Raw genomic sequence first — 20,511 nt, 5'->3', positions numbered from 1 at the left:
AATCAACCTCACCACTATGAAACGGATTAGGCACAGAATTTTATCCACATCTAGCCAACCCCATCATTATGAAACGGACTAAACACAGATTTTGTTGCATCCACATCTAGCCAACCCCATCATTATGAAACGGACTAAACACAGATTTTGTTGCATCCACATCTAGCCAACCCCATCATCATGAAACGGACTAAACACAGATTTTGTTGCGTCCACATCTAGCCAACCCCATCACCATGAAACGGACTAGACACAGATTATACTATGTCGACATTTTTTGTTTCTTTTATCATCTCATTCTAAAAGTCTAAAAAAGTATCAATATAAATTGACAAGTAGTATCTTTTTTATTAAAATAACAATAATCAATTTTGTTATTTTCAATTTTTTCAAAATTGGCTGTCTTCTCAGACAGCCTTCTTTATTTTATTACATAATATCATCATTTTTTAAAATATAGCTTTTAATTTTCCTTTCTGATTTTGTTTTTGCACTTTAACACTATTTTGATAATACCTTTTTATCTCATTCAAATCTACTAATTTACGCCTACCATCTTGTTTATATGAAATTTTTCCTTCTTTTACCAGCTGTCTAATACGCCATTGTGTAATGGCAGTTCCTTCATCTTGTTGTTTTAATGCTTCTGCTGCTCTCTGAATACTTCTCCATTGCGGAGAACTACTCTCCTTTACTACCTCCAACTGCTTTTGTTTTTTACACATACTTTTTTTAATGGAATATGTTGGAACTTCTCCTTGTTTTACTTCCAACAAAAACTCCTCTAAATTCTCTAACACTTCTCCATTAATACGAATGATTACATCATTTTGGGATACGACATCAATGCTAATATTTTGCATTAGCATAACCCCCTTATTTTTCAAAGCCGTCCTACTGACTTTTTTATTTTATTATTATACTTTTATTACACCGCTTGGACACAAATTTCTGAATATATTGCTTTTTCTGCCATTTTTTCCTATACTTTTTTTATCAGCAACCGCCATTGCTGAAATTTATAAAGAAAGGGATATTTTTTATGAAATTAAATCTTGATTGCTGTCGAGATATACTTCTTACGATAGAAGCTCAAACAGAACGTATGGATATGCAATTATATGACTTTTTAAAATTGCTACCCCAATATTCTGAACTTGAAATTGAATATTGTCTTGAAAAATTATATGAAGCTGATTATATTCATTTAACTTGTGAGCCTTTTTCTAATAGTTCATCGGAATTAATTATTATCTCTATTGAAGATTTAACTTTTCAAGGACATGAATTTCTTGAGAATATTCGCTCTAAAAATGTTTGGGACAAAACAAAAAACATATGTGGAAATATTGGTTCATTTTCTCTTGATGTTATAAAGACTGTTGCAACTGATATTATTACAAATCTAATTAGTCAGCATCTAAACATTTAATTTTTTATTCTTAACAAATCTTTTAATAAATTTGTTCCAGCATAGATTGTATATTCTTTCATTTGCTTTTTATCTGGTATTTGCAATCTATGCTCTATCATATAAGCTACCAAACCCATAAATTTGCATTTATAGTCCCACCATTTTACTAAAGTAATTATCAATACTATTTTTTGAATTACATCTAAAAATGTTTCCATAGTATAACCTCTCTAAACTTTAGGTAGTAACTGCTTTTCTTACATAAATTTAAGTAACTTGTAGTGATTGTTTTACTGTTTCAATAGATTACTCTATTTTTTTTATTACACCGCTTGAACACAAATTTCTAAATATATTGCTTTTTCTGCCATTTTCTCCTATACTTTTCTTATCAGCAACTGCCATTGCTGAAATTTTGAGAGAAAGGAGAATTTTACATGGAAAAACCATCATTATCAGACTGTGAAAAATTTGCTATAGAGTTAACAAAAATCCTTTTAGCAAATTCTGAAACCAGTTCTTCTATTGATATATGCAATTTAAAGTCTGTTGAATTAATAAATGACTTTATCTCTGTATTATCAAAAAAATTTCATAATATTTCTATAAAAAACAATACAATAGAAATTTTAAAAATACTTTGCAAAAATGAAAAAACTTCTTCATCTTTTAGTTTTGAAAATTCTGCAAGCATTGAAGCATTTCTATCATTTATAGAAAAATTAAACACTTCTTTGAAATGATAAATAAAAACCTTATAGAATGACAGTATAATTTATTTCTGTCATTCTTATTTCTTATCATTTTCCTTTTTTCACCAATGATAAAACAATTTTGTTTCTCTACATTTCTGCAGTAAATAAGCAACTGAAAATGTAAGAACTGCTAATTTAATACCATTTGATTTTTGTGATACTTCTGATATCCTCTCTATCTGCTTCCACATAATATTTTCTATTTTTTCATTATTTATTATCATAAATTCCTCCTAGACTGTAGGTAGTAGCTGTTTTTCTTGCATAAATTTAAGTAACTTGTAGTGATTGTTTTACTGTTTCAATAGATTACTCTATTTTTTTTATTACACCGCTTGAACACAAATTTCTAAATATATTGCTTTTTCTGCCATTTTCTCCTATACTTTTCTTATCAGCAACTGCCATTGCTGAAATTTTCAAGGGGAAGGAGGCTAATATTATGTATCAACCTCAAAAAACACTTTCTATACATGGATTTTGTAAACACTTATCTAAACAACTAACTGCATTAGCAACTTATAATCAAATATCAACTATTGGCGATGAAAATAATTATGCTTTACTAGTAGGTTTTGACTGCAAGTGTTCAGATAAATGTAATATAGAAGATATACAAAACGATTGCCCATTGTATGAAATTGCAGATGCAAGAGAATTTTGGTAAACATTCATTTTAATTTCTTTTTGCATCTAGCTTCAGCATCACTAGAACCTATAATGTTTAAATCTAAACCTGTGATTGTCTGGAGCTTTTTTCTAATAATATTAAAATGAAATTTACTTGTATTTTTTTGCTTTATCATTTCAATACACTTCGGTCGATACTCACAATACTTACAAGCAAAAAACATACCTATATCATTCTTAAACAATATACTTTGTAAAACTCTAGTAATACAAATAATATCTTTTTTGTTTAAATTCATATCAGACCTCCTAAGTAACTTGTAGTGATTGTTTTTCTGTTTCAATAGATTACTCTATTTTTTTATTACACCGCTTGAACACAAATTTCTAAATATATTGCTTTTTCTGCCATTTTCTCCTATACTTTTCTTATCAGCAACTGCCATTGCTGAAATTTTGAGAGAAAGGAGAATTTTACATGGAAAAACCATCATTATCAGACTGTGAAAAATTTGCTATAGAGTTATCAAAAATCCTTTTAGCAAATTCTGAAACCAGTTCTTCTATTGATATATGCAATTTAAAGTCTGTTGAATTAATAAATGACTTTATCTCTGTATTATCAAAAAAATTTCATAATATTTCTATAAAAAACAATACAATAGAAATTTTAAAAATACTTTGCAAAAATGAAAAAACTTCTTCATCTTTTAGTTTTGAAAATTCTGCAAGCATTGAAGCATTTCTATCATTTATAGAAAAATTAAACACTTCTTTGAAATGATAAATAAAAACCTTATAGAATGACAGTATAATTTATTTCTGTCATTCTTATTTCTTATTATTTTCCTTTTTTTACCAATGATGAAACAATTTTGTTTCTCTACATTTCTGCAGTAAATAAGCAACTGAAAATGTAAGAACTGCTAATTTAATACCATTTGATTTTTGTGATACTTCTGATATTCTCTCTATCTGCTTCCACATAATATTTTCTATTTTTTCATCATTTATTATCATAAATTCCTCCTAAACTGTAGATAGTAGCTGTTTTTCTTGTTCTTTATTTTCTGAATAATCAAACAATTCTTCAAGTGGCATTGAAATATTTAATATTTCTTTAATTTTTTTTGCTTCTGGTAATAACAATGTTGCTTTTCCATTTAATTTTAATGATAAAGTTCCTAATGTGATACCTAATTGTTTTGCTAATTCTGTTTTTGTAATATGTTTTCTTGCTAATTCCGCTTCTAGATTATAATACATATAAGTTCCCTCCTTTTCGTATTTTCATAAATTACAATTTCATTATAAACTAAATTTCGTTAAAGTCAATTATTTTTTTTGATTTTTCATAAATTTATGAATTCTAAACATATATATTTTTGATTTTTCATAAATAATTATTGATTTTTTAACAATGTTATGCTATATTAAAAAATATGGAGGTTAATGGTATGGAACAATTAGAAAAGGATTTAAAGGATTTAATATTAAGTCGCTATAAGAGTATCAGAGAATTTACAACAGCAATTAATTTACCATATTCTACTGTTGACAGTGTTTTAAAAAGAGGAGTTAACAAAGCAGGCATTAATACCATCATTACAATTTGTAAAGCCTTAAAAATTGATACTGAAAAACTTGCTGATGGAGTAATTGAAGATGCGAAAATACATTCTATTACTCCTGACGTAAAAGAACTGTTACATTATTATAATTTATTAAATGAATTTGGAAAAACAGAAGCAATAAAACGTATAGAAGAATTAACACACATTGATAAATATGTGTCTTATTCAATATAATCAAAGGAGATGAAAATACAATGAAATGGTACAAGTATTGGAAGGTCTATATAGGGATTGGTATTTTCTTTACTTTATCCGTTTTATGTGGTGCTATTCCCAACATCATTTTTGCAATATTATTTCTTTATTTAGGAATTACGCAAAGAAAAAAGGCTTATTCTGATACGGAATATATAGAGGAAATAGAACGTCGAAAACAAGAAAAGGCATTAGCAAAAATTCCTCATCAAGAAAGATACAAAGATTGTAAGAATATACACACAAAAATTGTTGGTGTTACATTTAAAAATGATGATGGTTCTTCCAGACAGGATTATTTATGTCATTTGCATAATGGAGAAGAATTATTTTTAAAAGAATATATATATGAAGAAAGTCCAGCATTTCATGTTTGTAATAAACGTGGAAAATGTTTAGGAAATTTAGCAGAAGATATTGCACAAAAAATAAAGGCAAAATATGACGAAAAAGAAAAAATTGTATTTGTAGAAGAAGTAGATAGCTTTGACAGAAATGAACTATATGACAGAAAAAGAGAAGAAGAAGATTATATTTATTACTGCAAAATTGTAATTTACTTCAAATAAAAAAATGCCCTTGTGTTGGAAGCACAAGGGACATGAAATAAGGTGAGTGCTATTGTTATAACACCCAGTTTTTTTTATGCAAGGTTATTATAACATAGTACCTCTTATTTTACAAGTTTTTTGAAAAAATAAGGAGGTTTTTTTTTATGTTAAATTTTGATTATTATTACAGTAACCCTAAACAAAACTACTATTTTAGTTTTAACACACTATTTTCTGACGCATTTAAGCCACTTTCTGTAGAAGCAAAAGCACTTTATGCCCTTATGTTAGAGCGTTCTAATCTTTCCAATAAAAACAACTGGCTTGACAGTGAAAACAAAGTATACATTATTTTTACAGCAAAACACGTTATGGATTATTTTCAGTGTAGCGAACGTACAGCATTAAAGTTATTAAAAGAGTTAGACGAATTTGGTTTGATTGAAAGGCATCGCACAAAAATAGGACAGCCTTACATAATTTATGTAAAACTATATCATATTACAAATGATACTATTTGTGATGCACAACCTAATATTTCAGAAAAGGAAACAGACAAAATACAATCAACAAATTTTGATTTACTAGAAAAGCCAGAACGTTCAAAATGTGCAAACACACAAGAGTTTATAAACAAAAAAATAGCTTATCAAAAAGCATTAGAAAAAATGCAAAAAGAAGCATCTGAAAATATGCCTATTAAACCACCTGTAAAAAATGATGTTTCTACCTGCAAAAATTGCAGTTATCACCTGCAAAATATGCAGTCAAGTAACATTAATTCTAGTAACATAAATTCTAATATATATTATAATCCATATCTATCTTATCATTATAATTCATCTAATAAACAGATTGATGTGATAGATGAGGAACAAACACAAAAAACAACAGAATTTATAAAACGAAATATTGAATATAATGCTTTAACGAAAAATAAGGGTATAAACATAGAGGAATTAGACAACATTGTTGACATTATGACAGAAGTTATGACAAGCAAAAAGCCTACCATACGTATTGCAGGGGAAGAACGTTCTATTACTGTTGTAAAAAGTGTATATTCAAAATTAAATCTATTTCATATACAATATGTACTGGAATGTTTGTCTAAAAATACCACAAAAATAAACAATATTGTGGCTTATATTCGTACTGCGTTATATAGAGCAAAACAAACGCTAGATTTATACTATACGAATTTAGTGCATCACAATATGACTTACAACTAAAATAAAAATCCCCAGCACCACCAATGCTAAGGGATTTTATAAAAGATATTACATAATGAATTTCAATTCACATTTATTATATCAAAGCCGTCCTACACTTTCAAGTTTTTTACTAGAAAGGATTGATATAATATGGCTACTATCAGAAAAAGAGGAAATTCTTATCAAATTAGAGTTTATTGCGGTACAGATATATATGGTAAATCAATCGTACAATCTATGACTTGGAAACCTGACAGCAATATGACAGAAAGACAAATACAAAAAGAGTTAAACAAAATTGCTGTACATTTTGAAGAAAAAGCAAAAAAGGGTATTACTATAAAAAGTGATAGCAAAATAAAATTATGTGATTTTTGTGATATTTATTTAGATATGCAGCAAAAAAAGCTTTCCCCTATTACTTATTACAATTATACAAAAGTAATACAAAATTATATTGTTCCTGCTTTAGGGCATCTCAAACTAAATGACATAACACCTTTACATATACAAAAATTTGTAAATGCTCTCTCGGAACACAAATCTATTTACAATATAAAAATGAAATATTTATCCCCTGCTACTATAAAAGTTTATTATATTGTATTACAATCTATATTCAAATTTGCTTGCAAAATGGGTATATTAGAATTTAATCCTACTTCATTGAATTATATTGATATTTCCAAAACACCACCAACACACACTGATATATTAGATGAAAATGGTATTTCTGTATTATTGAACTATGTAGAAAAAGAGCCTTTTGAATATAAAGTATTAATTCATATTGCTTTATGCACAGGTTGCAGACGTGCAGAATTAGCTGCTTTGCAATGGAGTGATATATTGTGGGATAAAAAACAAATTGTTATTTCAAAATCAGTATATCAAATTAATGGTAAAAAAGGAATAAAATCCCCTAAAACAGTTAGCAGTAATCGTACCATTGCTATACCTGATTATATGCTTCAACTTCTTAGGCAATATAAAAAATATCAGCTAGAACAACAACTTCTTACGCAAATACCAAATCAATACAATATGCTTTTTACGGACAAATATGGAGATTATTTACCTCCTGTAGCAATAACAAACTGGTTTCAACATTTTTTGAAAAAAAACAATTTAAAACATATTAAATTTCATAGTTTAAGGCACACCTCTGCTTCACTATTACTATGTAATGGAACCAATATAAAAACTGTATCAAATCGTTTGGGACATACTAATTTATCTACTACAAATAGATATTTACACTCATTAGCTGAAGCAGATACTATTGCTGCTAAAACATTAGAACACAAATTAAATTTTAACAAAATAGGACAAAAATGGGACAGAAATGCTTAAATGCCATACAAGCTACAAACAAAAAAGTGCTACAAGCATTGTAATATCAACACTTTTAGCACTTTTTTCTATTAAAAAATATTTGTTACCATTTTGTCAAATTATTTCAATACAAAAGATTGACAGTCAGTACACTGGTCCATTGTTGGATTTGTTTCATGAGTGCCTACTTGGATACTTTTTAAAGAACAATAATCTTTTGAGCCACAGTGATATTTACAGTTTGTTACACTACATCTAATACATTCGTTTGCAGTTTGCATAATGAATTCCTCCTAAAATATAAATCATATTTGTTACAAAAATAGTATGACCAAAAATAAAAAATATATCAATATTTTTCTTTTCAAACATTGGTAATATCTGCTATACTAATGTCATAACAAATATCAAAATAAATATAAGGAGAATTTTTATGAGAATAAAAAAAGAAAATACAATGTGCATTATTATTGACGACCAGGAAAAACTAATTCCTAGTATATTAGAAAAAGAGCAACTTTTAGAAAATACTAAAAAACTTTGTACTGGTTTATTAGCATTAAATGTACCTTGTATTGCAACAGAACATTACAAAAAAGGACTAGGCGAAACAATGCCTTTATTAAAACAAGCATTAAAAATGCCAGAAATTACTAAAGCATATGATAAAATTACATTTAGTGCTTACGAAAATGAACAAATCAAACATTTTATTACACATTCTGGCAAAAAAAATATTATAATATGTGGTGCAGAAGCTCATATTTGTGTATTACAAACAACAATTGACTTACAAAATGCTGGCTATCAAGTAATATTAGTAGAAGACTGTATTGGTTCTCGTACACAAATCAACAAAGATGGTGCTGTAAAAAGAGCAATGCAAGAAGGTGCTATTATAAGCACATATGAAGCAATATTATTTGAATTAGTAAGAGTAGCTGGAACATCTGAATTTAAACAAATATTAAATATTATAAAATAATTTAAAAAAGAGAGTATTTTTATTATTTATACGAAATACTCTCTTTTCATATTTACAGTATTATAATTCTATTTCTTCCTTTGTTAAAAAAATGTTACTGATATATCTAATTCTTTATACTAAAAATAGAAGATATATTATATCCTATTTTTTGTAAAATTTTTATTCCATCTAAGCCTTTATAGTTATGATTGTATTCAGTTTGTAATATTTTTTCATTTTTTCTGTAATAATGTATTATTTGAGCAACATAAAATGGTCGGTTTAGATTGATTTCAACATTATTTTCTTGAAAAACTGCGGGAAAACCACTATTCAATAAAAAATGCTCCTTTATTGGAAAATAAACACACAATGTTTTTTTCGGAAAAGAGTTATTCACTATAAACAAATAAGGAAAATGAATATAATCATAGTGACTATATCGAAAAAGCTATTTATATTCTATAGTGTTAACTACTATTTTTCTAAATCTCCGCATAATATATTCCTCTTAATAACTTTTTTGTTCATAATATATAATCATAAACTGACCTTTTATGGATATATAGCTTTAAAAAGAAAGTTCTATTTTTTGAATTAACTTTTCTATTGCCTCATCTAAAAATGAAACGTCTTTTTGTTCTATATTTCCAGCATCACAAAGCATTGCAATATCTGGCTGTATTGGGAGTTGTGCCAACACATCAATATTCATTTCATCAGCAACTTGTTGCAATTTGCTCTCTCCAAAAGGATACAATTTTTTACCGCAATCATCACAAATCATATAGCTCATATTTTCAATAATACCACAAATCGGAATAGACATTTTTTCTGCCATATGATAGGATTTTTTTACAATTAAGGAAACTAAATCTTGTGGTGTTGTTACAATCACTACACCATCTACGGGAATACTTTGAAATACTGTCAAAGGCACATCTCCTGTACCTGGTGGCATATCAATAAGCAAAACATCTAACTCTCCCCAAGCTACATCTGTCCAAAACTGTTTTACTGCATTACCAATTACAGGGCCTCTCCATACTACAGGGTCATCTTCTTGTTCTAATATTAAATTTGCAGACATAATAGAAATACCATTTTTTGTTTTTACTACATCAATACCATTTCCATTACCTACTGCTTTTTGATGTACGCCAAAAGCTTTTGGTATAGATGGGCCTGTAATATCTCCGTCTAATATTCCTACACGATACCCTTTTTTACAAAGTGCTACCGCTATGCAAGATGTCATAGAAGACTTTCCGACGCCGCCTTTTCCACTCATAATAGCAATTACTTTTTTAATATGACTTTGTACATTTGGCATTTCTATAAAATCTGTTTTTCTTTCTGTACAGTCACTTTTACAGCTAGCACATTGTGACTTGTCACAGTTGTTACTCATTTTTTTCCATCTCCATTCTTATTCTGCCGCTGGTGTAAATAAATCTAATGTAACATGAATTGTAAAATTAGAGTCAAATGCAGCTAAACCATAATGTGTTAATTCCGGATTTAACAAATTTGTTCTTGTGCCTGCTTCCATCATAAGTTGATGATATGCACTGATTGCATCTTCACCTTCTATTTTTACAACACTTTCTCCTGCCATAGTGTATTTTACACCCCCTGCTGTCATTCTGTCAAATGGATTTTGACCGTTTGGATTAGTATAACCCACATAATTATTTTTGCTCATATCCCAGCTATGATAGTATGCTACATTTGCTGCGGTATCATCACTTGTTAATGAAACAGCACCTTCTTGCACACGGGCACTATTTATAATATCAATCAATTCTGTTTTAAAATTATCTAAAAACTGTTGAGAATAACGCAACTGTAACTGTTGTTTATAATCAGAAGTACGTACTAAAATGCCCTCTGCTTTATAATCTTTATTCAACAATACAAATGTATCTCTTCCATCATCTTTTAATTCTGCTCTAAAATTTTTTAAATCCAAATATCTTACATTTGTAATATCATTTGCGTCCATTTTTCCCGTAACGCCTTTATACTGAAATGTCATATCATTTGTAAATATTTCTGCTATTTTATTTTCTTTTATAGAAACCATAAAAAAATGTTTATAATCATTTATATAGACGTATCTTTCTAAAGAATAACTATTTTGGTCAATACGGCTAGGTTCTCCCCAATCTGATTTTAATTTTGAAACACTTTGTCCAATAGCAATCGTTTTACCATTTATTATTATGCCATCTGATTGATTTTGTGATGTTGTATTTTGTTCTGTTTGTTCTGTTGGTTTCGTTGTAGCTGGTTGCTCTGTTTTTGGCGTTTGTTCTGCTGGTTTCGTTGTAGCTGGTTGCTCTGTTTTTGGCGTTTGTTCTGCTGGTTTCGTTGTAGCTGGTTGCTCTGTTTTTGGCGTTTGTTCTGTTGGTTTCGCTGTAGCTGGTTGCTCTGTTTTCGGTGTTTGTTTTGCTGGTGCGTCATTTGATATTGTATTTTCATAAATTGTTGTAAATGCTACAACAGCTTCTTCTACTGTAACATCTTTAAATGGATAAAAATATCCTTCAAATCCATTCATAATACCAGCCATTTGTATTTTTTTAATATAAGGCAAAACACTTTTATCTAGCTGAGCAACATCTTTAAATTTTATTTCTGCATTTTTTTCTTTTAATTCTACATTACTTTTTTCCAATGTTTTTACAAGCATAATTGCCATTTGTTCTCTTGTAATAGCACTCTCTGGCTCAAAAATATGCTCTTGTTTTCCGCTAATAATACCCATAGCATACGCAAATACAACTTCTGGCTGATTAGTATCCCAAAAAGGATTATGTATATTATCAATATTTATTCTTTCTCCTGTTACTTTTTGATAAAACTGTATAGCCATTTTTGTAAATTCTTGTCGTGTCATATTTTCTGTGCCATGTAAAAGTAATTCTTGTGGTATCAATTCCAACTGATAAGCCTTTTCCATACTAGAAACAGCCCAATCACTTGCTTTTATTTGTGGCGTTGCAAAGGCAGTTGTTGTGATAGAAACAGTCATCGCTGTCGCTATACCCATTTTTAAAAACCATTTCATACAACATTTCCTTTCTTTGTATTTTAAATTTTTATTGCTACTTGTTACAAAAATATGTACAATTTATGAATAGTATACCATATTTTATAAATTTTTCAATACATATATTTTTATAAATTTTGTCATTTCTTTTATTTCCATAACAATACTATTCAAAAAATTTTGTAAAAATTCTGTTACAATTTTTATAAAAAACAACACAGAAAGGCTGCCGATAATACGGACAGCCCCTTTTTGCTTTTTATTATAATTGTCAAATTTTGTATTTTTTCTATTTTTTGTACTTTACTTCATTATAGATATACTTACAGATTATAAAAATATAATTGCCAAAAATTACGCTAAAACACCTGCTAATTCATTTACAGCCTGTTCTGCATCGCTTCCTTCTGCTGTAATAACTGCTAATTTTCCTTCTATCATGCCTAAGGCAATTGTTCCCATAATACTTTTTGCATTGATTTTTTTGTTATCAATCATGACTTGTATTCTACAATCATATTTACTTGCTGTTTGTACAAAAAAAGCTGCTTGTCTTGCATCTAAGGAACTATTGATAATTACCTTTTTTTCTGCCACGCAAAATCACCTTTATCCTTTCTCAACTGTTCAGCAATATTGCTGATTTTTTTTAAACGATGGTTTATTCCTGATTTTCCTATAGGCGGAGCCATCAAAAACCCTAATTCTTTTAAACTTGCTTCTGGATACTGCAATCGTAACTCTGCTGTCTTTAAAAGAGCTTCTGGCAAATATTTCCACTCTTTATGCTTTTGAATATATTGTATATCTTCTATTTGTTTAATAGCTGCCGTAACTGTTTTATTCAAATTAGCTGTTTCACAATTTACTTTTCTGTTTATGCTGTTACGCATATCTTTCCATACACGTACATCTTCCATTTTCAGCAAAGCAGTATGTGCCTGTATAATATTGAGTATATCTGCAATTTGTTCGCCTTCTTTTAGATATACTACATAATACTGCTTTCTATATATCATTTTTGCATCTAAATGAAATGTGTGAAGTATGTTTTGTATATACTGTGCTTGTTTGACATCTCCATGTACAAATTCTAAATGATAATTTTTTTCAGGGTCATTCACAGAGCCTGCTGCCAAAAAAGCACCTCTAATATAAGCTCTGCGGCAGCAAATGCTGTGTATCACAGGCATATAACATTGATTAGATATTTTTTTGTTTTCTTCTGACAATATGCCTGTTGCTGTCAATATTTTTTCTATGTCTGTTGTTTTTGTTATTGTCAGTATATATATGATATTTCCGTGATAGTGCTGATTTTTTCTAACAGTTACATTACACCTTATTTTAAAAGTTTTTTCAATTAATGTAAAGTATTTTTTAGCAACGAAAAAATTTTCTGTTTGCAATTTTAAACAAAATTTCTTTCTGAAACACCCTATATATGCACACATATTTATAATACCTGCTATTTCTGCAATATTGCAATGGCGTGCATTTCCAAATCTTTGTGCAATTTCTTGTTTAACATTATATGAAAATGACAAACTTTTTCCTCCTAAAATTTTTTATGTCTAACATCTTTTTCTATATCATTATGTTTTAACAATATAGTATGATTTTTTCCATATAACTTTTTATATAAAGCATTTGCAAGTGTAACAGAACGATGCTTTCCTCCCGTACAACCTATACTAATAATCAACTGGTTTTTACCCTCTTTAATATATTGTGGTATTAAAAACTCTAACATGTCTGTCAACTTTTGCAAAAAAACATTACTTTCTTCAAAATTCATTACATAATCATAAACAGGTGCATCATTTCCTGTCAATTCCTTCAGTTCTTGTATATAAAATGGGTTTGGTAAAAAACGAACATCAAACACTAAGTCACTGTCTACAGGAATACCATATTTAAATCCAAATGAACATACTGTAATAATAAGACTTTCGAATTTTTGATTTTCTAAAAATATTTTATTGATTTGTTCTTTTAATTCTCTTGTCAATATATGGCTTGTTTCAATAATATAAGTTGCTTTCTTTTTTACTTCTTCCAACATTTGTCTTTCTTTTATAATACCTTCTGCAATAGAGCCCCCCTTTGAAAGTGGGTGACTTCTTCTGGACTCTTTATATCTTTTTATCAATGTTTTTTCAGAAGCATCTAAAAACAATATTTCATAATCATAGCCAAATACTTGTAGCTCAGAAAGCACAGAAAACAAATCAGAAAATAATTTTCCTCCTCTTATATCAATTCCCATAGCAACCTTATCTATTTCTCCACCTTGTTCATAGCAAAGTTCTGCAAATTTTGGTAGCAATGCAGGAGGTAAATTGTCTACACAAAAAAAGTTAATATCTTCTAAAAATCTCAATACAGTAGATTTTCCTGCTCCAGACATTCCTGTTACAATGACAAATCTCATATTATTTCACCTCACATCGTTATTCTTCTCCAATCACTTTTACTTCTGTTTCTAATAATACACCAAATTTTTCAAATACTGTTTTTTGGCAATGCTTTATCAATTCCATTACTTCTGCACAAGTAGCATTTCCTCTATTGATTACAAATCCTCCATGTTTTTCAGAAACTTGTGCATCTCCTATACGATACCCTTTCAATCCTGCATCAGAAATCAATTTTCCTGCAAAATATCCTTCAGGACGTTTAAATGTACTCCCTGCACTAGCAAAATTTAAAGGTTGTTTCTGTCTTCTTTGTTCTGCTAGTTCTGTCATTCTATTTTCTATAGCATCATGTTCTCCTTTTTGTAGCTGAAGCACTGCACTTAGTACAATATATCCTTTTTCTGGTATAATACTATGTCTATATGCGAAATCTAATTCATTTACAGCAAGCGTTTTACATTCTAATTCTTTTGTTAACACCTCCACTTCTAATACAATATCTTTCATTTCTCCTCCATAAGCACCTGCATTCATACAAACTGCACCACCTAAAGAGCCAGGAATACCAGAGGCAAATTCAAATCCTTTTAAATGATGCTGTAATGCTACTGCACCTATAGCACTTAATAAAGCACCTGCTTGTGCTTTTATTTTTTGTCCTTCTACAGAAATATGGTTCATATCTTTTGCTATCTGTATTACAATGCCTCTAATGCCTTTATCTCTTACAAGCAAATTACTACCATTTCCTACAATGTTAACTGCTACATTATGCTTTTCTGCAACAGCAATGATTTTTTTTATTTCCTCTGCATTATGAGGAGAAATATAAATATCTGCTGCTCCTCCTATACGAAAAGAAGTATGATTTGCCATGCTTTCACATTGCAATACATTTTGTTGCTTTAAAACACTTTTTAATTCTTCTATTACATTCAAATTATTCTCCTCTTTCTTTTAAGCGTCTTCTAAGCCAAAACTTTGGCTAATTCTTTGGCTTAATACTTCTGCTGCATTATATCCCATGCGTTTCTGTCTTTGGTTAATTGCCGCAGACTCACATATTACTGCCACATTTCTACCTGGACGTACTGGAATAGAATTACAAACTATTTTATTGCCAAGTATGTCAATATATTCCTCTCCTAATCCTAATCTATCATAATCTTTTTCACTATCCCACATTTCCAAACGTATTACAAGGTCTATACTTTGGGAAATTTTTACAGAACTAACACCAAATAATTCTTTTACATCTATAATGCCTATTCCCCTCAATTCTATAAAATATCGTATCAATTCGGGACTTGTACCAATCAACATATCATGTGATATTTTTTTGATTTCAACAGCATCATCAGCAACTAATCTATGTCCTCTTTTAATGAGTTCTAATGCGGTTTCACTTTTGCCTATACCACTCTCTCCTATTATCAATATGCCTTCTCCATAAATATCTACCAAAACGCCGTGCATAGTAATACGTTCTGCTAGTTGTTCTGTAAGCCAACGTATACATTCTGCCATAAATATGCTTGTGCCTAATTCTGTTTTTAACAAAGGTACTTTATATTTTTCTGCAAATTCTATCATCTCTGGAAAAGGTGTCAAATCTCTACATATTACAACACTTGCTACAGAAAAAGAAAAAAACTTTTGTAATATCTCTTTTCTTTGTTCTGCATCTAAATGACTCAAATAACTATGTTCTACCTTACCAAATATTTGCAGTCTATCATTGTCAAAATGTTCATAAAATCCTGTTAACTGCAATGCTGGACGGTTTACATCACTTTTTGTTAATATTTTGTCCTCTAAATTGACTGATGGTACTAAATTAGTTAAATGGAATTCTTCAGCCAATTTATTTATTTTTACTGAATACATTTTCATACCCTCCATTATAATGATTACACTTTATCATACATGATTACAACTATGTTTGCAACTTTATAACAAAATAAAATTATATTCTAAAAAAACGATAAACACTTTCCGCTGATTGTATTGTCATTTGTGGTATTTGTAAAATTTGTTCTACTTCTGCATTTGCTATTGCTTCTATATTACCGAAATGTTCCATAAGAGCTTTTTTTCTTGCCTTTCCAATATTGGGTATATCATCTAATACAGAATGTACTGTCTTTTTTTCTCTCAATTTTCTATGATATTCTATGGCAAAACGATGTACTTCATCTTGTATTCTTGTTAACAATTTAAATCCTTCTGTATGGGTATCTATTAAAATCTCCTGTCCTTTAAAAATCATACCTCTTGTTCTATGTTTGTCATCTTTTACCATACCACATACTGCTATATCTATATCAAATTGTTTTAATACTTCTTCTGCTGCCTGCACTTGTAAACTGCCTCCGTCCATCAATATCAAATCTGGCAGTCTAGCAAAATTTTCTTTTTTTGCTTGCTCTTTTTCTTTTACAGCATGGTTCATTCTTCTTGTTATCATTTCTTTCATACTTGCAAAGTCATTTGCTCCTATTACTGTTTTTATTTTAAATTTTCTATAATCACTATATTTTGCTTTTCCATTTTCAAACACTACCATAGCTCCCACAGACTCAAATCCTTGTGTATTCGAAATATCATATGCTTCTACTCTTTCTAATTTATATTGCAGTCCTAAAGCATTTTGTATTTCTTGCATAGCACCTACTGTTCTATTTTGTTCTCTTTTTATTCTTTCTCCTGACTGCTCAAATGAAATCATAGCATTTTTCCATGCTAAATCTATTAGTTTTCGTTTTTCGCCTTTTTTTGGTATTGTAAATATTACTTTATTTCCCCTTTTTTCTGTTAAAAACTGTTCTAATAACAGCTTTTCTTCTGGCACTAACTCCTCTTGCAATATTATCTCTTTTGGTATAAATGCTGTACCACTATAAAATTGTTTTATAAACTCTGTCATTACTTCACTTCTTGTTCTATTTTCAACAGAATGTAAATGATACTGTTCTCTGCCTGTCATTTTTCCTCCTCTTATAAAAAACATTTGTGCCAGACCTTGCTCATTTGCTCTCACAAAAGCTGCTACGTCACAATCTCCCAGCACTGTATTCGTTATTTTCTGTTTTTCACTAATATTTTTTATGCTTATCAATTTATCTCTCAATATGGCAGCTTTTTCAAATTCCATATGCTCAGATGCTTCACACATTTCTTTTTCTATTCTTTTTATAATTGTTTCATGTTTTCCATTTATAAATTGTTCTATTTCTATTATCATTTTTTGATACTCTTGTTGTGTAATTTTATTATCGCAAGGAGCACAGCATTGTCCAATATGATAATTTAAACAAGGTCTTTCTTTTGCTATATCTTTTGGCAAGTTTTTTTTACATTTTCTAATAGGCCACAATTTCTGTATGGTATCAATAGTTTGTTTTATAGCAAAACCATCTGTAATAGGACCAAAATATTTCGCTTTATCTTTTTCAACACTTCTCGTAATAAACACACGAGGATATGCTTCATTTGTAATTTTAATATAAGGGTATGTTTTTCCATCTTTTAAAAGTATATTATAAAATGGTTTATGTTTTTTTATCAAATTACACTCTAAAAGTAATGCTTCTAATTCATTATCTGTTATAATATATTCAAATTCTTTAATATGCTGTACCATTGTTTGTACTTTTGGTGCATGGTTTTTATTATTTTGAAAATATTGTCTGACACGATTTTTTAAATTGATTGCTTTTCCCACATATATAATTTGTTCTTTTTCATCTTTCATTAAATACACACCTGGTTTTTGAGGAACTTTTTTCAATTCTTGTTCTATATCAAACATTTTTTACACTCCTTAAAAATTTTTTAAGTATTTCAGAATAACATGACGAAAAATTATTTTTCCGTTATAATATAAAGAATATCACAAAATTTTAACAAACGAAAGGATAGTATACATGAAAAAAAAAGTACAGAAAAAAATCCCCCTTTTCTTTAAAATATTAGGTGCTGCTGGCATACTAGACTGTCTATCTATATCACTTGTTTCAAATTTTAATTTTGGAACACTTTTTCCTGGTGGTATGGGTTGTATATTTCTTATATACGGCTGTTTTTATCAAAAGTTAAACAATTGGGGAAAATCTGGTATTGGTAAAATTTTTATGAAAACAGCAAAAATTGGTTTTTGTTTTTTCTTTATCAGTTTTTTTATCATTACTTCTATTGTAATACTAAATGGTGCAAAAACACCTTATAAAAATGCTGATGCTATTGTTGTACTTGGTGCTGCACTTCATGGCTGGACTGTCAGTCCTGCACTCGCTCAGCGTCTAGACACCGCAAAACAATACTGGGACGAAAATGATGTTTCTTACATTGTTGTTACAGGCTCTCAAGGCCCTCAAGAAGACAGAACAGAAGCAGAAGCTATGAAAGAATATCTTGTAACAAAAGGTGTTCCTGCTGATGTTATACTAATAGAAGATAAAGCTCACAATACAAGACAAAATTTTACTTTTTCTAAACAAATATTAGACGATATTTACCAAAATGAAAATTATACTATTGTTTATGTTACAAATTATTTTCATACATTTCGTGCGGGTCTTCTTGCAGAAAAAGTTGGTTTTCATGCACAAGGTTTAGGTGCTCCTGTTACATTTTATATGCTGCCTAACTACTATATTAGAGAATATTTTTCTGTTATAAAATATTTTTTATTAGACAGTCACACCTAATAAAAAGGGGATATTCCATTTTTTATTAAATCGGAATATCCCTTTTATTATTATATTATCAACCTATACCACCATATATAATACTTAATACAACAACAATTGCAGCTAAAAATACATAAAAATATTTTGCTATCCAGAAAAAAGCATCTTTTAGTGGTTTTTCTCTGCCTGTATTTAATTCTTTTGCAATATTCTCTTTTCCCAATACCCAATAAATCATAATAGCACCTAATACTGCTCCTATAGGTACAACATATATTGTAATCATATCCATCCATTGCCCCATATAAGGCTCATATTCTAAAAATAAACCTACTGCAAATACAACGACTCCTATTAACACAACAGAAAATTTTCTTTTGAAATTTGTTCTACTTTGTACTGCTTCACTACAAACTTCAAACAGATTAATAAGAGAAGTAATTCCTGCAAACAATACAGAGGCAAAGAAAAATGCTCCAAAAAGCTGTCCCATAGGCATTTTTGAAAATATTTTTGGTATCGTAATAAACATAAGAGGAGGGCCAGAAGCTGGGTCCATACCAAAAGCAAATACTGCCGGAATAATAGCAAATCCTGCAAGCATTGCTGCACAAGTATCTAATACTGCTGTCATTGCTGCAGAATGTACTATATTTTCTTTTTTATCCAAATAACTACCATATATTATCATACCAGAGCCTGTAATAGACAATGAAAAAAACGCTTGTCCCATTGCCATAATCCACGTTTCAGGTTTTAATAAATATTCCCATCTTGGAATTAAAAGATATTTATATCCTTCTACTGCACCAGGTAAAAATGCCACTCTTATCGCCAATATGATAAATAAAATATAAAATGCTGGCATCATAATTTTACTTACTTTTTCAATACCTGTAATAATTCCTGTCATTAAAGCAATCACAGCAATCAATATTACAATAATATGCCATGGAACACTACCAAAAGCACCTGTGATTTGTCCAAAATATTCAGACGACTCTACATTTAACATCTCTCCTGTAATAGAACCAAATAAAAAACGCAATACCCACCCAACTATAATAGCATAACCAATAGCAATACCAAGAGAACCAATTAAAGGAATAGCACCTAATATTGCTCCTCCCTTTTTTCCTCTTGTTTTCATAGCGTATTCATAAGAACCTATAGGTCCTGTACCTGTCAAACGTCCAAAGGCAAATTCCCCTGAAAGTCCTACCGCTCCAAAAAGAGCAATAAAAAATATATAAGGCAATAAAAAAGCTGCTCCCCCATATGCCCCTACACGATAAGGAAACATCCATATATTTCCCATACCTACCGCCGAACCAACAGAGGCAAGTACAAAGCCTAATTTGTTTGTAAATGTTGTTTTTGTTACTTCTTTCATTTTTTGCACCTCTACTCCTTTATTATTTTTGCCATAAATTAGAGATAATTATAACAAACACTTTTGTCCTTTAAAGTGTCACACTTTAAAGCGTATAAGTATTGTATTCTTTTTTTAGTATTATCGCAATATCAAAAATAACCTATTTTAGTATAAAAAATTATATCATTTTACTTTTATTTCATCAATTATATTGTAATTTATTATTTTTATTATCTCTTTCACAAAATATAGTGTATCGTGCATTGTATTTTTTG

At 29.3% G+C, this 20,511-nt stretch carries 27 protein-coding genes; 10 read left to right on the top strand and 17 right to left on the bottom strand.

The window, feature by feature from the left end; translation table 11 throughout:
• Positions 1–449: 449 nt before the first annotated feature.
• Positions 450–863 carry a hypothetical protein gene (locus C820_RS09730; protein ID WP_004034378.1) on the bottom strand — a complete coding sequence of 138 codons (414 nt, stop codon included), beginning with the start codon at positions 861–863 and terminating at the stop codon, positions 450–452.
• Positions 864–1,042: 179 nt separating this feature from the next.
• On the opposite strand from C820_RS09730, the gene C820_RS09725 reads away from it, so the two are divergent.
• On the top strand, positions 1,043–1,432 hold the full coding sequence (locus C820_RS09725) for a DUF2513 domain-containing protein (protein ID WP_004034386.1): 390 nt from the start codon (positions 1,043–1,045) through the stop codon (positions 1,430–1,432).
• On the opposite strand, the gene C820_RS09720 is transcribed toward C820_RS09725, so the two are convergent.
• The gene (locus C820_RS09720; RefSeq protein WP_004034388.1) at positions 1,429–1,632 is read right to left on the bottom strand and encodes a hypothetical protein; all 204 of its coding nucleotides are present in this window, start codon (positions 1,630–1,632) and stop codon (positions 1,429–1,431) included. The two genes, C820_RS09725 and C820_RS09720, sit on opposite strands and share 4 nt — an antisense overlap.
• Before the next feature lie 219 nt (positions 1,633–1,851).
• Here C820_RS09720 and C820_RS09715 point away from each other — a divergent pair, with 219 nt between their 5' ends.
• Complete coding sequence (locus C820_RS09715) at positions 1,852–2,157, top strand: hypothetical protein (protein WP_162213037.1); 306 nt, start codon at positions 1,852–1,854, stop codon at positions 2,155–2,157.
• 71 nt (positions 2,158–2,228) lie between these two features.
• On the opposite strand, the gene C820_RS09710 is transcribed toward C820_RS09715, so the two are convergent.
• On the bottom strand, positions 2,229–2,393 hold the full coding sequence (locus C820_RS09710) for a hypothetical protein (protein WP_162213038.1): 165 nt from the start codon (positions 2,391–2,393) through the stop codon (positions 2,229–2,231).
• A gap of 218 nt (positions 2,394–2,611) precedes the next feature.
• On the opposite strand from C820_RS09710, the gene C820_RS09705 reads away from it, so the two are divergent.
• Positions 2,612–2,836: a hypothetical protein gene (locus C820_RS09705; protein ID WP_004034390.1), complete on the top strand. Its 225-nt coding sequence runs from the start codon at positions 2,612–2,614 to the stop codon at positions 2,834–2,836.
• 4 nt (positions 2,837–2,840) lie between these two features.
• Here the strand turns inward: C820_RS09705 and C820_RS09700 are convergent, their stop codons facing one another.
• Positions 2,841–3,098: a hypothetical protein gene (locus C820_RS09700; protein WP_004034392.1), complete on the bottom strand. Its 258-nt coding sequence runs from the start codon at positions 3,096–3,098 to the stop codon at positions 2,841–2,843.
• A gap of 179 nt (positions 3,099–3,277) precedes the next feature.
• Between C820_RS09700 and C820_RS09695 the strand changes: the two genes are divergently transcribed.
• On the top strand, positions 3,278–3,583 hold the full coding sequence (locus tag C820_RS09695; protein ID WP_004034394.1) for a hypothetical protein: 306 nt from the start codon (positions 3,278–3,280) through the stop codon (positions 3,581–3,583).
• Positions 3,584–3,654: 71 nt separating this feature from the next.
• Here C820_RS09695 and C820_RS09690 read toward each other — a convergent pair whose 3' ends face one another.
• Together C820_RS09690 and C820_RS09685 are read right to left on the bottom strand one after the other, a co-directional pair.
• Positions 3,655–3,819 (bottom strand): hypothetical protein, encoded by a 165-nt coding sequence (locus C820_RS09690; RefSeq protein ID WP_004034397.1) that lies wholly within the window; start codon positions 3,817–3,819, stop codon positions 3,655–3,657.
• Positions 3,820–3,828: 9 nt separating this feature from the next.
• Entirely contained in the window at positions 3,829–4,065 is a 237-nt protein-coding gene (locus tag C820_RS09685; RefSeq protein ID WP_004034399.1) for a helix-turn-helix transcriptional regulator, read from the bottom strand.
• A gap of 191 nt (positions 4,066–4,256) precedes the next feature.
• Between C820_RS09685 and C820_RS09680 the strand changes: the two genes are divergently transcribed.
• From C820_RS09680 to C820_RS09665, 4 genes are all read left to right on the top strand, one after another.
• A complete protein-coding gene (locus C820_RS09680; protein ID WP_004034400.1) occupies positions 4,257–4,607 on the top strand; it encodes a hypothetical protein in 351 nt (116 codons plus the stop codon).
• Positions 4,608–4,627: 20 nt separating this feature from the next.
• A complete protein-coding gene (locus C820_RS09675) occupies positions 4,628–5,197 on the top strand; it encodes a hypothetical protein (RefSeq protein ID WP_004034402.1) in 570 nt (189 codons plus the stop codon).
• 146 nt (positions 5,198–5,343) lie between these two features.
• Positions 5,344–6,411 (top strand): replication initiator protein A, encoded by a 1,068-nt coding sequence (locus C820_RS09670; RefSeq protein ID WP_004034404.1) that lies wholly within the window; start codon positions 5,344–5,346, stop codon positions 6,409–6,411.
• A gap of 132 nt (positions 6,412–6,543) precedes the next feature.
• Positions 6,544–7,746, top strand: a complete 1,203-nt coding sequence (locus C820_RS09665; RefSeq protein ID WP_004034412.1) for a tyrosine-type recombinase/integrase — start codon at positions 6,544–6,546, stop codon at positions 7,744–7,746.
• Positions 7,747–7,847: 101 nt separating this feature from the next.
• Here C820_RS09665 and C820_RS09660 read toward each other — a convergent pair whose 3' ends face one another.
• Positions 7,848–8,009, bottom strand: a complete 162-nt coding sequence (locus C820_RS09660; RefSeq protein WP_004034414.1) for a DUF1540 domain-containing protein — start codon at positions 8,007–8,009, stop codon at positions 7,848–7,850.
• A gap of 152 nt (positions 8,010–8,161) precedes the next feature.
• Between C820_RS09660 and C820_RS09655 the strand changes: the two genes are divergently transcribed.
• The gene (locus C820_RS09655) at positions 8,162–8,713 is read left to right on the top strand and encodes an isochorismatase family protein (RefSeq protein WP_004034418.1); all 552 of its coding nucleotides are present in this window, start codon (positions 8,162–8,164) and stop codon (positions 8,711–8,713) included.
• A gap of 106 nt (positions 8,714–8,819) precedes the next feature.
• Here the strand turns inward: C820_RS09655 and C820_RS09650 are convergent, their stop codons facing one another.
• The 9 genes from C820_RS09650 to uvrC all read right to left on the bottom strand — a co-directional run bounded on the left by C820_RS09650 (position 8,820) and on the right by uvrC (position 17,981).
• Positions 8,820–9,032, bottom strand: coding sequence for a hypothetical protein (locus tag C820_RS09650; RefSeq protein WP_004034419.1), 213 nt, complete (start codon positions 9,030–9,032; stop codon positions 8,820–8,822).
• Between the two features lie 234 nt (positions 9,033–9,266).
• Positions 9,267–10,106: an Mrp/NBP35 family ATP-binding protein gene (locus tag C820_RS09645; protein WP_004034420.1), complete on the bottom strand. Its 840-nt coding sequence runs from the start codon at positions 10,104–10,106 to the stop codon at positions 9,267–9,269.
• Positions 10,107–10,124: 18 nt separating this feature from the next.
• Complete coding sequence (locus C820_RS09640; RefSeq protein WP_162213040.1) at positions 10,125–11,768, bottom strand: CAP-associated domain-containing protein; 1,644 nt, start codon at positions 11,766–11,768, stop codon at positions 10,125–10,127.
• A gap of 336 nt (positions 11,769–12,104) precedes the next feature.
• Positions 12,105–12,347: an HPr family phosphocarrier protein gene (locus C820_RS09635; protein WP_004034424.1), complete on the bottom strand. Its 243-nt coding sequence runs from the start codon at positions 12,345–12,347 to the stop codon at positions 12,105–12,107.
• Positions 12,329–13,297 (bottom strand): DNA-binding protein WhiA, encoded by a 969-nt coding sequence (gene whiA, locus C820_RS09630; protein ID WP_004034426.1) that lies wholly within the window; start codon positions 13,295–13,297, stop codon positions 12,329–12,331. Before whiA ends, C820_RS09635 begins: the two co-directional genes overlap by 19 nt.
• A gap of 11 nt (positions 13,298–13,308) precedes the next feature.
• Complete coding sequence (gene rapZ / locus C820_RS09625) at positions 13,309–14,184, bottom strand: RNase adapter RapZ (RefSeq protein ID WP_004034431.1); 876 nt, start codon at positions 14,182–14,184, stop codon at positions 13,309–13,311.
• A 19-nt stretch (positions 14,185–14,203) separates the two neighbouring features.
• Positions 14,204–15,109, bottom strand: coding sequence for a UDP-N-acetylmuramate dehydrogenase (murB, locus tag C820_RS09620; RefSeq protein WP_004034432.1), 906 nt, complete (start codon positions 15,107–15,109; stop codon positions 14,204–14,206).
• 18 nt (positions 15,110–15,127) lie between these two features.
• The gene (gene hprK / locus C820_RS09615; protein WP_004034436.1) at positions 15,128–16,057 is read right to left on the bottom strand and encodes an HPr(Ser) kinase/phosphatase; all 930 of its coding nucleotides are present in this window, start codon (positions 16,055–16,057) and stop codon (positions 15,128–15,130) included.
• 79 nt (positions 16,058–16,136) lie between these two features.
• Complete coding sequence (gene uvrC / locus C820_RS09610; RefSeq protein WP_004034438.1) at positions 16,137–17,981, bottom strand: excinuclease ABC subunit UvrC; 1,845 nt, start codon at positions 17,979–17,981, stop codon at positions 16,137–16,139.
• Positions 17,982–18,096: 115 nt separating this feature from the next.
• Between uvrC and C820_RS09605 the strand changes: the two genes are divergently transcribed.
• Entirely contained in the window at positions 18,097–18,879 is a 783-nt protein-coding gene (locus C820_RS09605; protein WP_004034440.1) for a YdcF family protein, read from the top strand.
• Positions 18,880–18,937: 58 nt separating this feature from the next.
• Here C820_RS09605 and C820_RS09600 read toward each other — a convergent pair whose 3' ends face one another.
• Positions 18,938–20,254, bottom strand: a complete 1,317-nt coding sequence (locus C820_RS09600; RefSeq protein WP_004034441.1) for a sodium-dependent transporter — start codon at positions 20,252–20,254, stop codon at positions 18,938–18,940.
• Positions 20,255–20,511 lie beyond the last annotated feature (257 nt).

The organism is Clostridium sp. MD294, assembly GCF_000364165.2.
GTDB lineage: Bacteria > Bacillota > Clostridia > Lachnospirales > Anaerotignaceae > Coprocola.
This window is presented reverse-complemented; position numbering and strand designations above follow the sequence as displayed.

Excerpts from the sequence above, each read along its gene's own strand:
- C820_RS09715 (WP_162213037.1), top strand. The coding sequence starts at position 1,852 with ATGGAAAAACCATCATTATCAGACTGTGAAAAATTTGCTATAGAGTTA.
- C820_RS09685 (WP_004034399.1), bottom strand. The coding sequence starts at position 4,065 with ATGTATTATAATCTAGAAGCGGAATTAGCAAGAAAACATATTACAAAA.
- C820_RS09705 (WP_004034390.1), top strand. The coding sequence starts at position 2,612 with ATGTATCAACCTCAAAAAACACTTTCTATACATGGATTTTGTAAACAC.
- C820_RS09675 (WP_004034402.1), top strand. The coding sequence starts at position 4,628 with ATGAAATGGTACAAGTATTGGAAGGTCTATATAGGGATTGGTATTTTC.
- C820_RS09660 (WP_004034414.1), bottom strand. The coding sequence starts at position 8,009 with ATGCAAACTGCAAACGAATGTATTAGATGTAGTGTAACAAACTGTAAA.
- C820_RS09665 (WP_004034412.1), top strand. The coding sequence starts at position 6,544 with ATGGCTACTATCAGAAAAAGAGGAAATTCTTATCAAATTAGAGTTTAT.
- C820_RS09710 (WP_162213038.1), bottom strand. The coding sequence starts at position 2,393 with ATGATAATAAATAATGAAAAAATAGAAAATATTATGTGGAAGCAGATA.
- uvrC (WP_004034438.1), bottom strand. The coding sequence starts at position 17,981 with ATGTTTGATATAGAACAAGAATTGAAAAAAGTTCCTCAAAAACCAGGT.
- rapZ (WP_004034431.1), bottom strand. The coding sequence starts at position 14,184 with ATGAGATTTGTCATTGTAACAGGAATGTCTGGAGCAGGAAAATCTACT.
- C820_RS09670 (WP_004034404.1), top strand. The coding sequence starts at position 5,344 with ATGTTAAATTTTGATTATTATTACAGTAACCCTAAACAAAACTACTAT.
- C820_RS09695 (WP_004034394.1), top strand. The coding sequence starts at position 3,278 with ATGGAAAAACCATCATTATCAGACTGTGAAAAATTTGCTATAGAGTTA.
- C820_RS09725 (WP_004034386.1), top strand. The coding sequence starts at position 1,043 with ATGAAATTAAATCTTGATTGCTGTCGAGATATACTTCTTACGATAGAA.
- C820_RS09655 (WP_004034418.1), top strand. The coding sequence starts at position 8,162 with ATGAGAATAAAAAAAGAAAATACAATGTGCATTATTATTGACGACCAG.
- C820_RS09680 (WP_004034400.1), top strand. The coding sequence starts at position 4,257 with ATGGAACAATTAGAAAAGGATTTAAAGGATTTAATATTAAGTCGCTAT.
- C820_RS09690 (WP_004034397.1), bottom strand. The coding sequence starts at position 3,819 with ATGATAATAAATGATGAAAAAATAGAAAATATTATGTGGAAGCAGATA.
- C820_RS09730 (WP_004034378.1), bottom strand. The coding sequence starts at position 863 with ATGCAAAATATTAGCATTGATGTCGTATCCCAAAATGATGTAATCATT.
- C820_RS09720 (WP_004034388.1), bottom strand. The coding sequence starts at position 1,632 with ATGGAAACATTTTTAGATGTAATTCAAAAAATAGTATTGATAATTACT.
- C820_RS09640 (WP_162213040.1), bottom strand. The coding sequence starts at position 11,768 with ATGAAATGGTTTTTAAAAATGGGTATAGCGACAGCGATGACTGTTTCT.
- C820_RS09700 (WP_004034392.1), bottom strand. The coding sequence starts at position 3,098 with ATGAATTTAAACAAAAAAGATATTATTTGTATTACTAGAGTTTTACAA.
- C820_RS09605 (WP_004034440.1), top strand. The coding sequence starts at position 18,097 with ATGAAAAAAAAAGTACAGAAAAAAATCCCCCTTTTCTTTAAAATATTA.
- C820_RS09600 (WP_004034441.1), bottom strand. The coding sequence starts at position 20,254 with ATGAAAGAAGTAACAAAAACAACATTTACAAACAAATTAGGCTTTGTA.
- hprK (WP_004034436.1), bottom strand. The coding sequence starts at position 16,057 with ATGTATTCAGTAAAAATAAATAAATTGGCTGAAGAATTCCATTTAACT.
- C820_RS09645 (WP_004034420.1), bottom strand. The coding sequence starts at position 10,106 with ATGAGTAACAACTGTGACAAGTCACAATGTGCTAGCTGTAAAAGTGAC.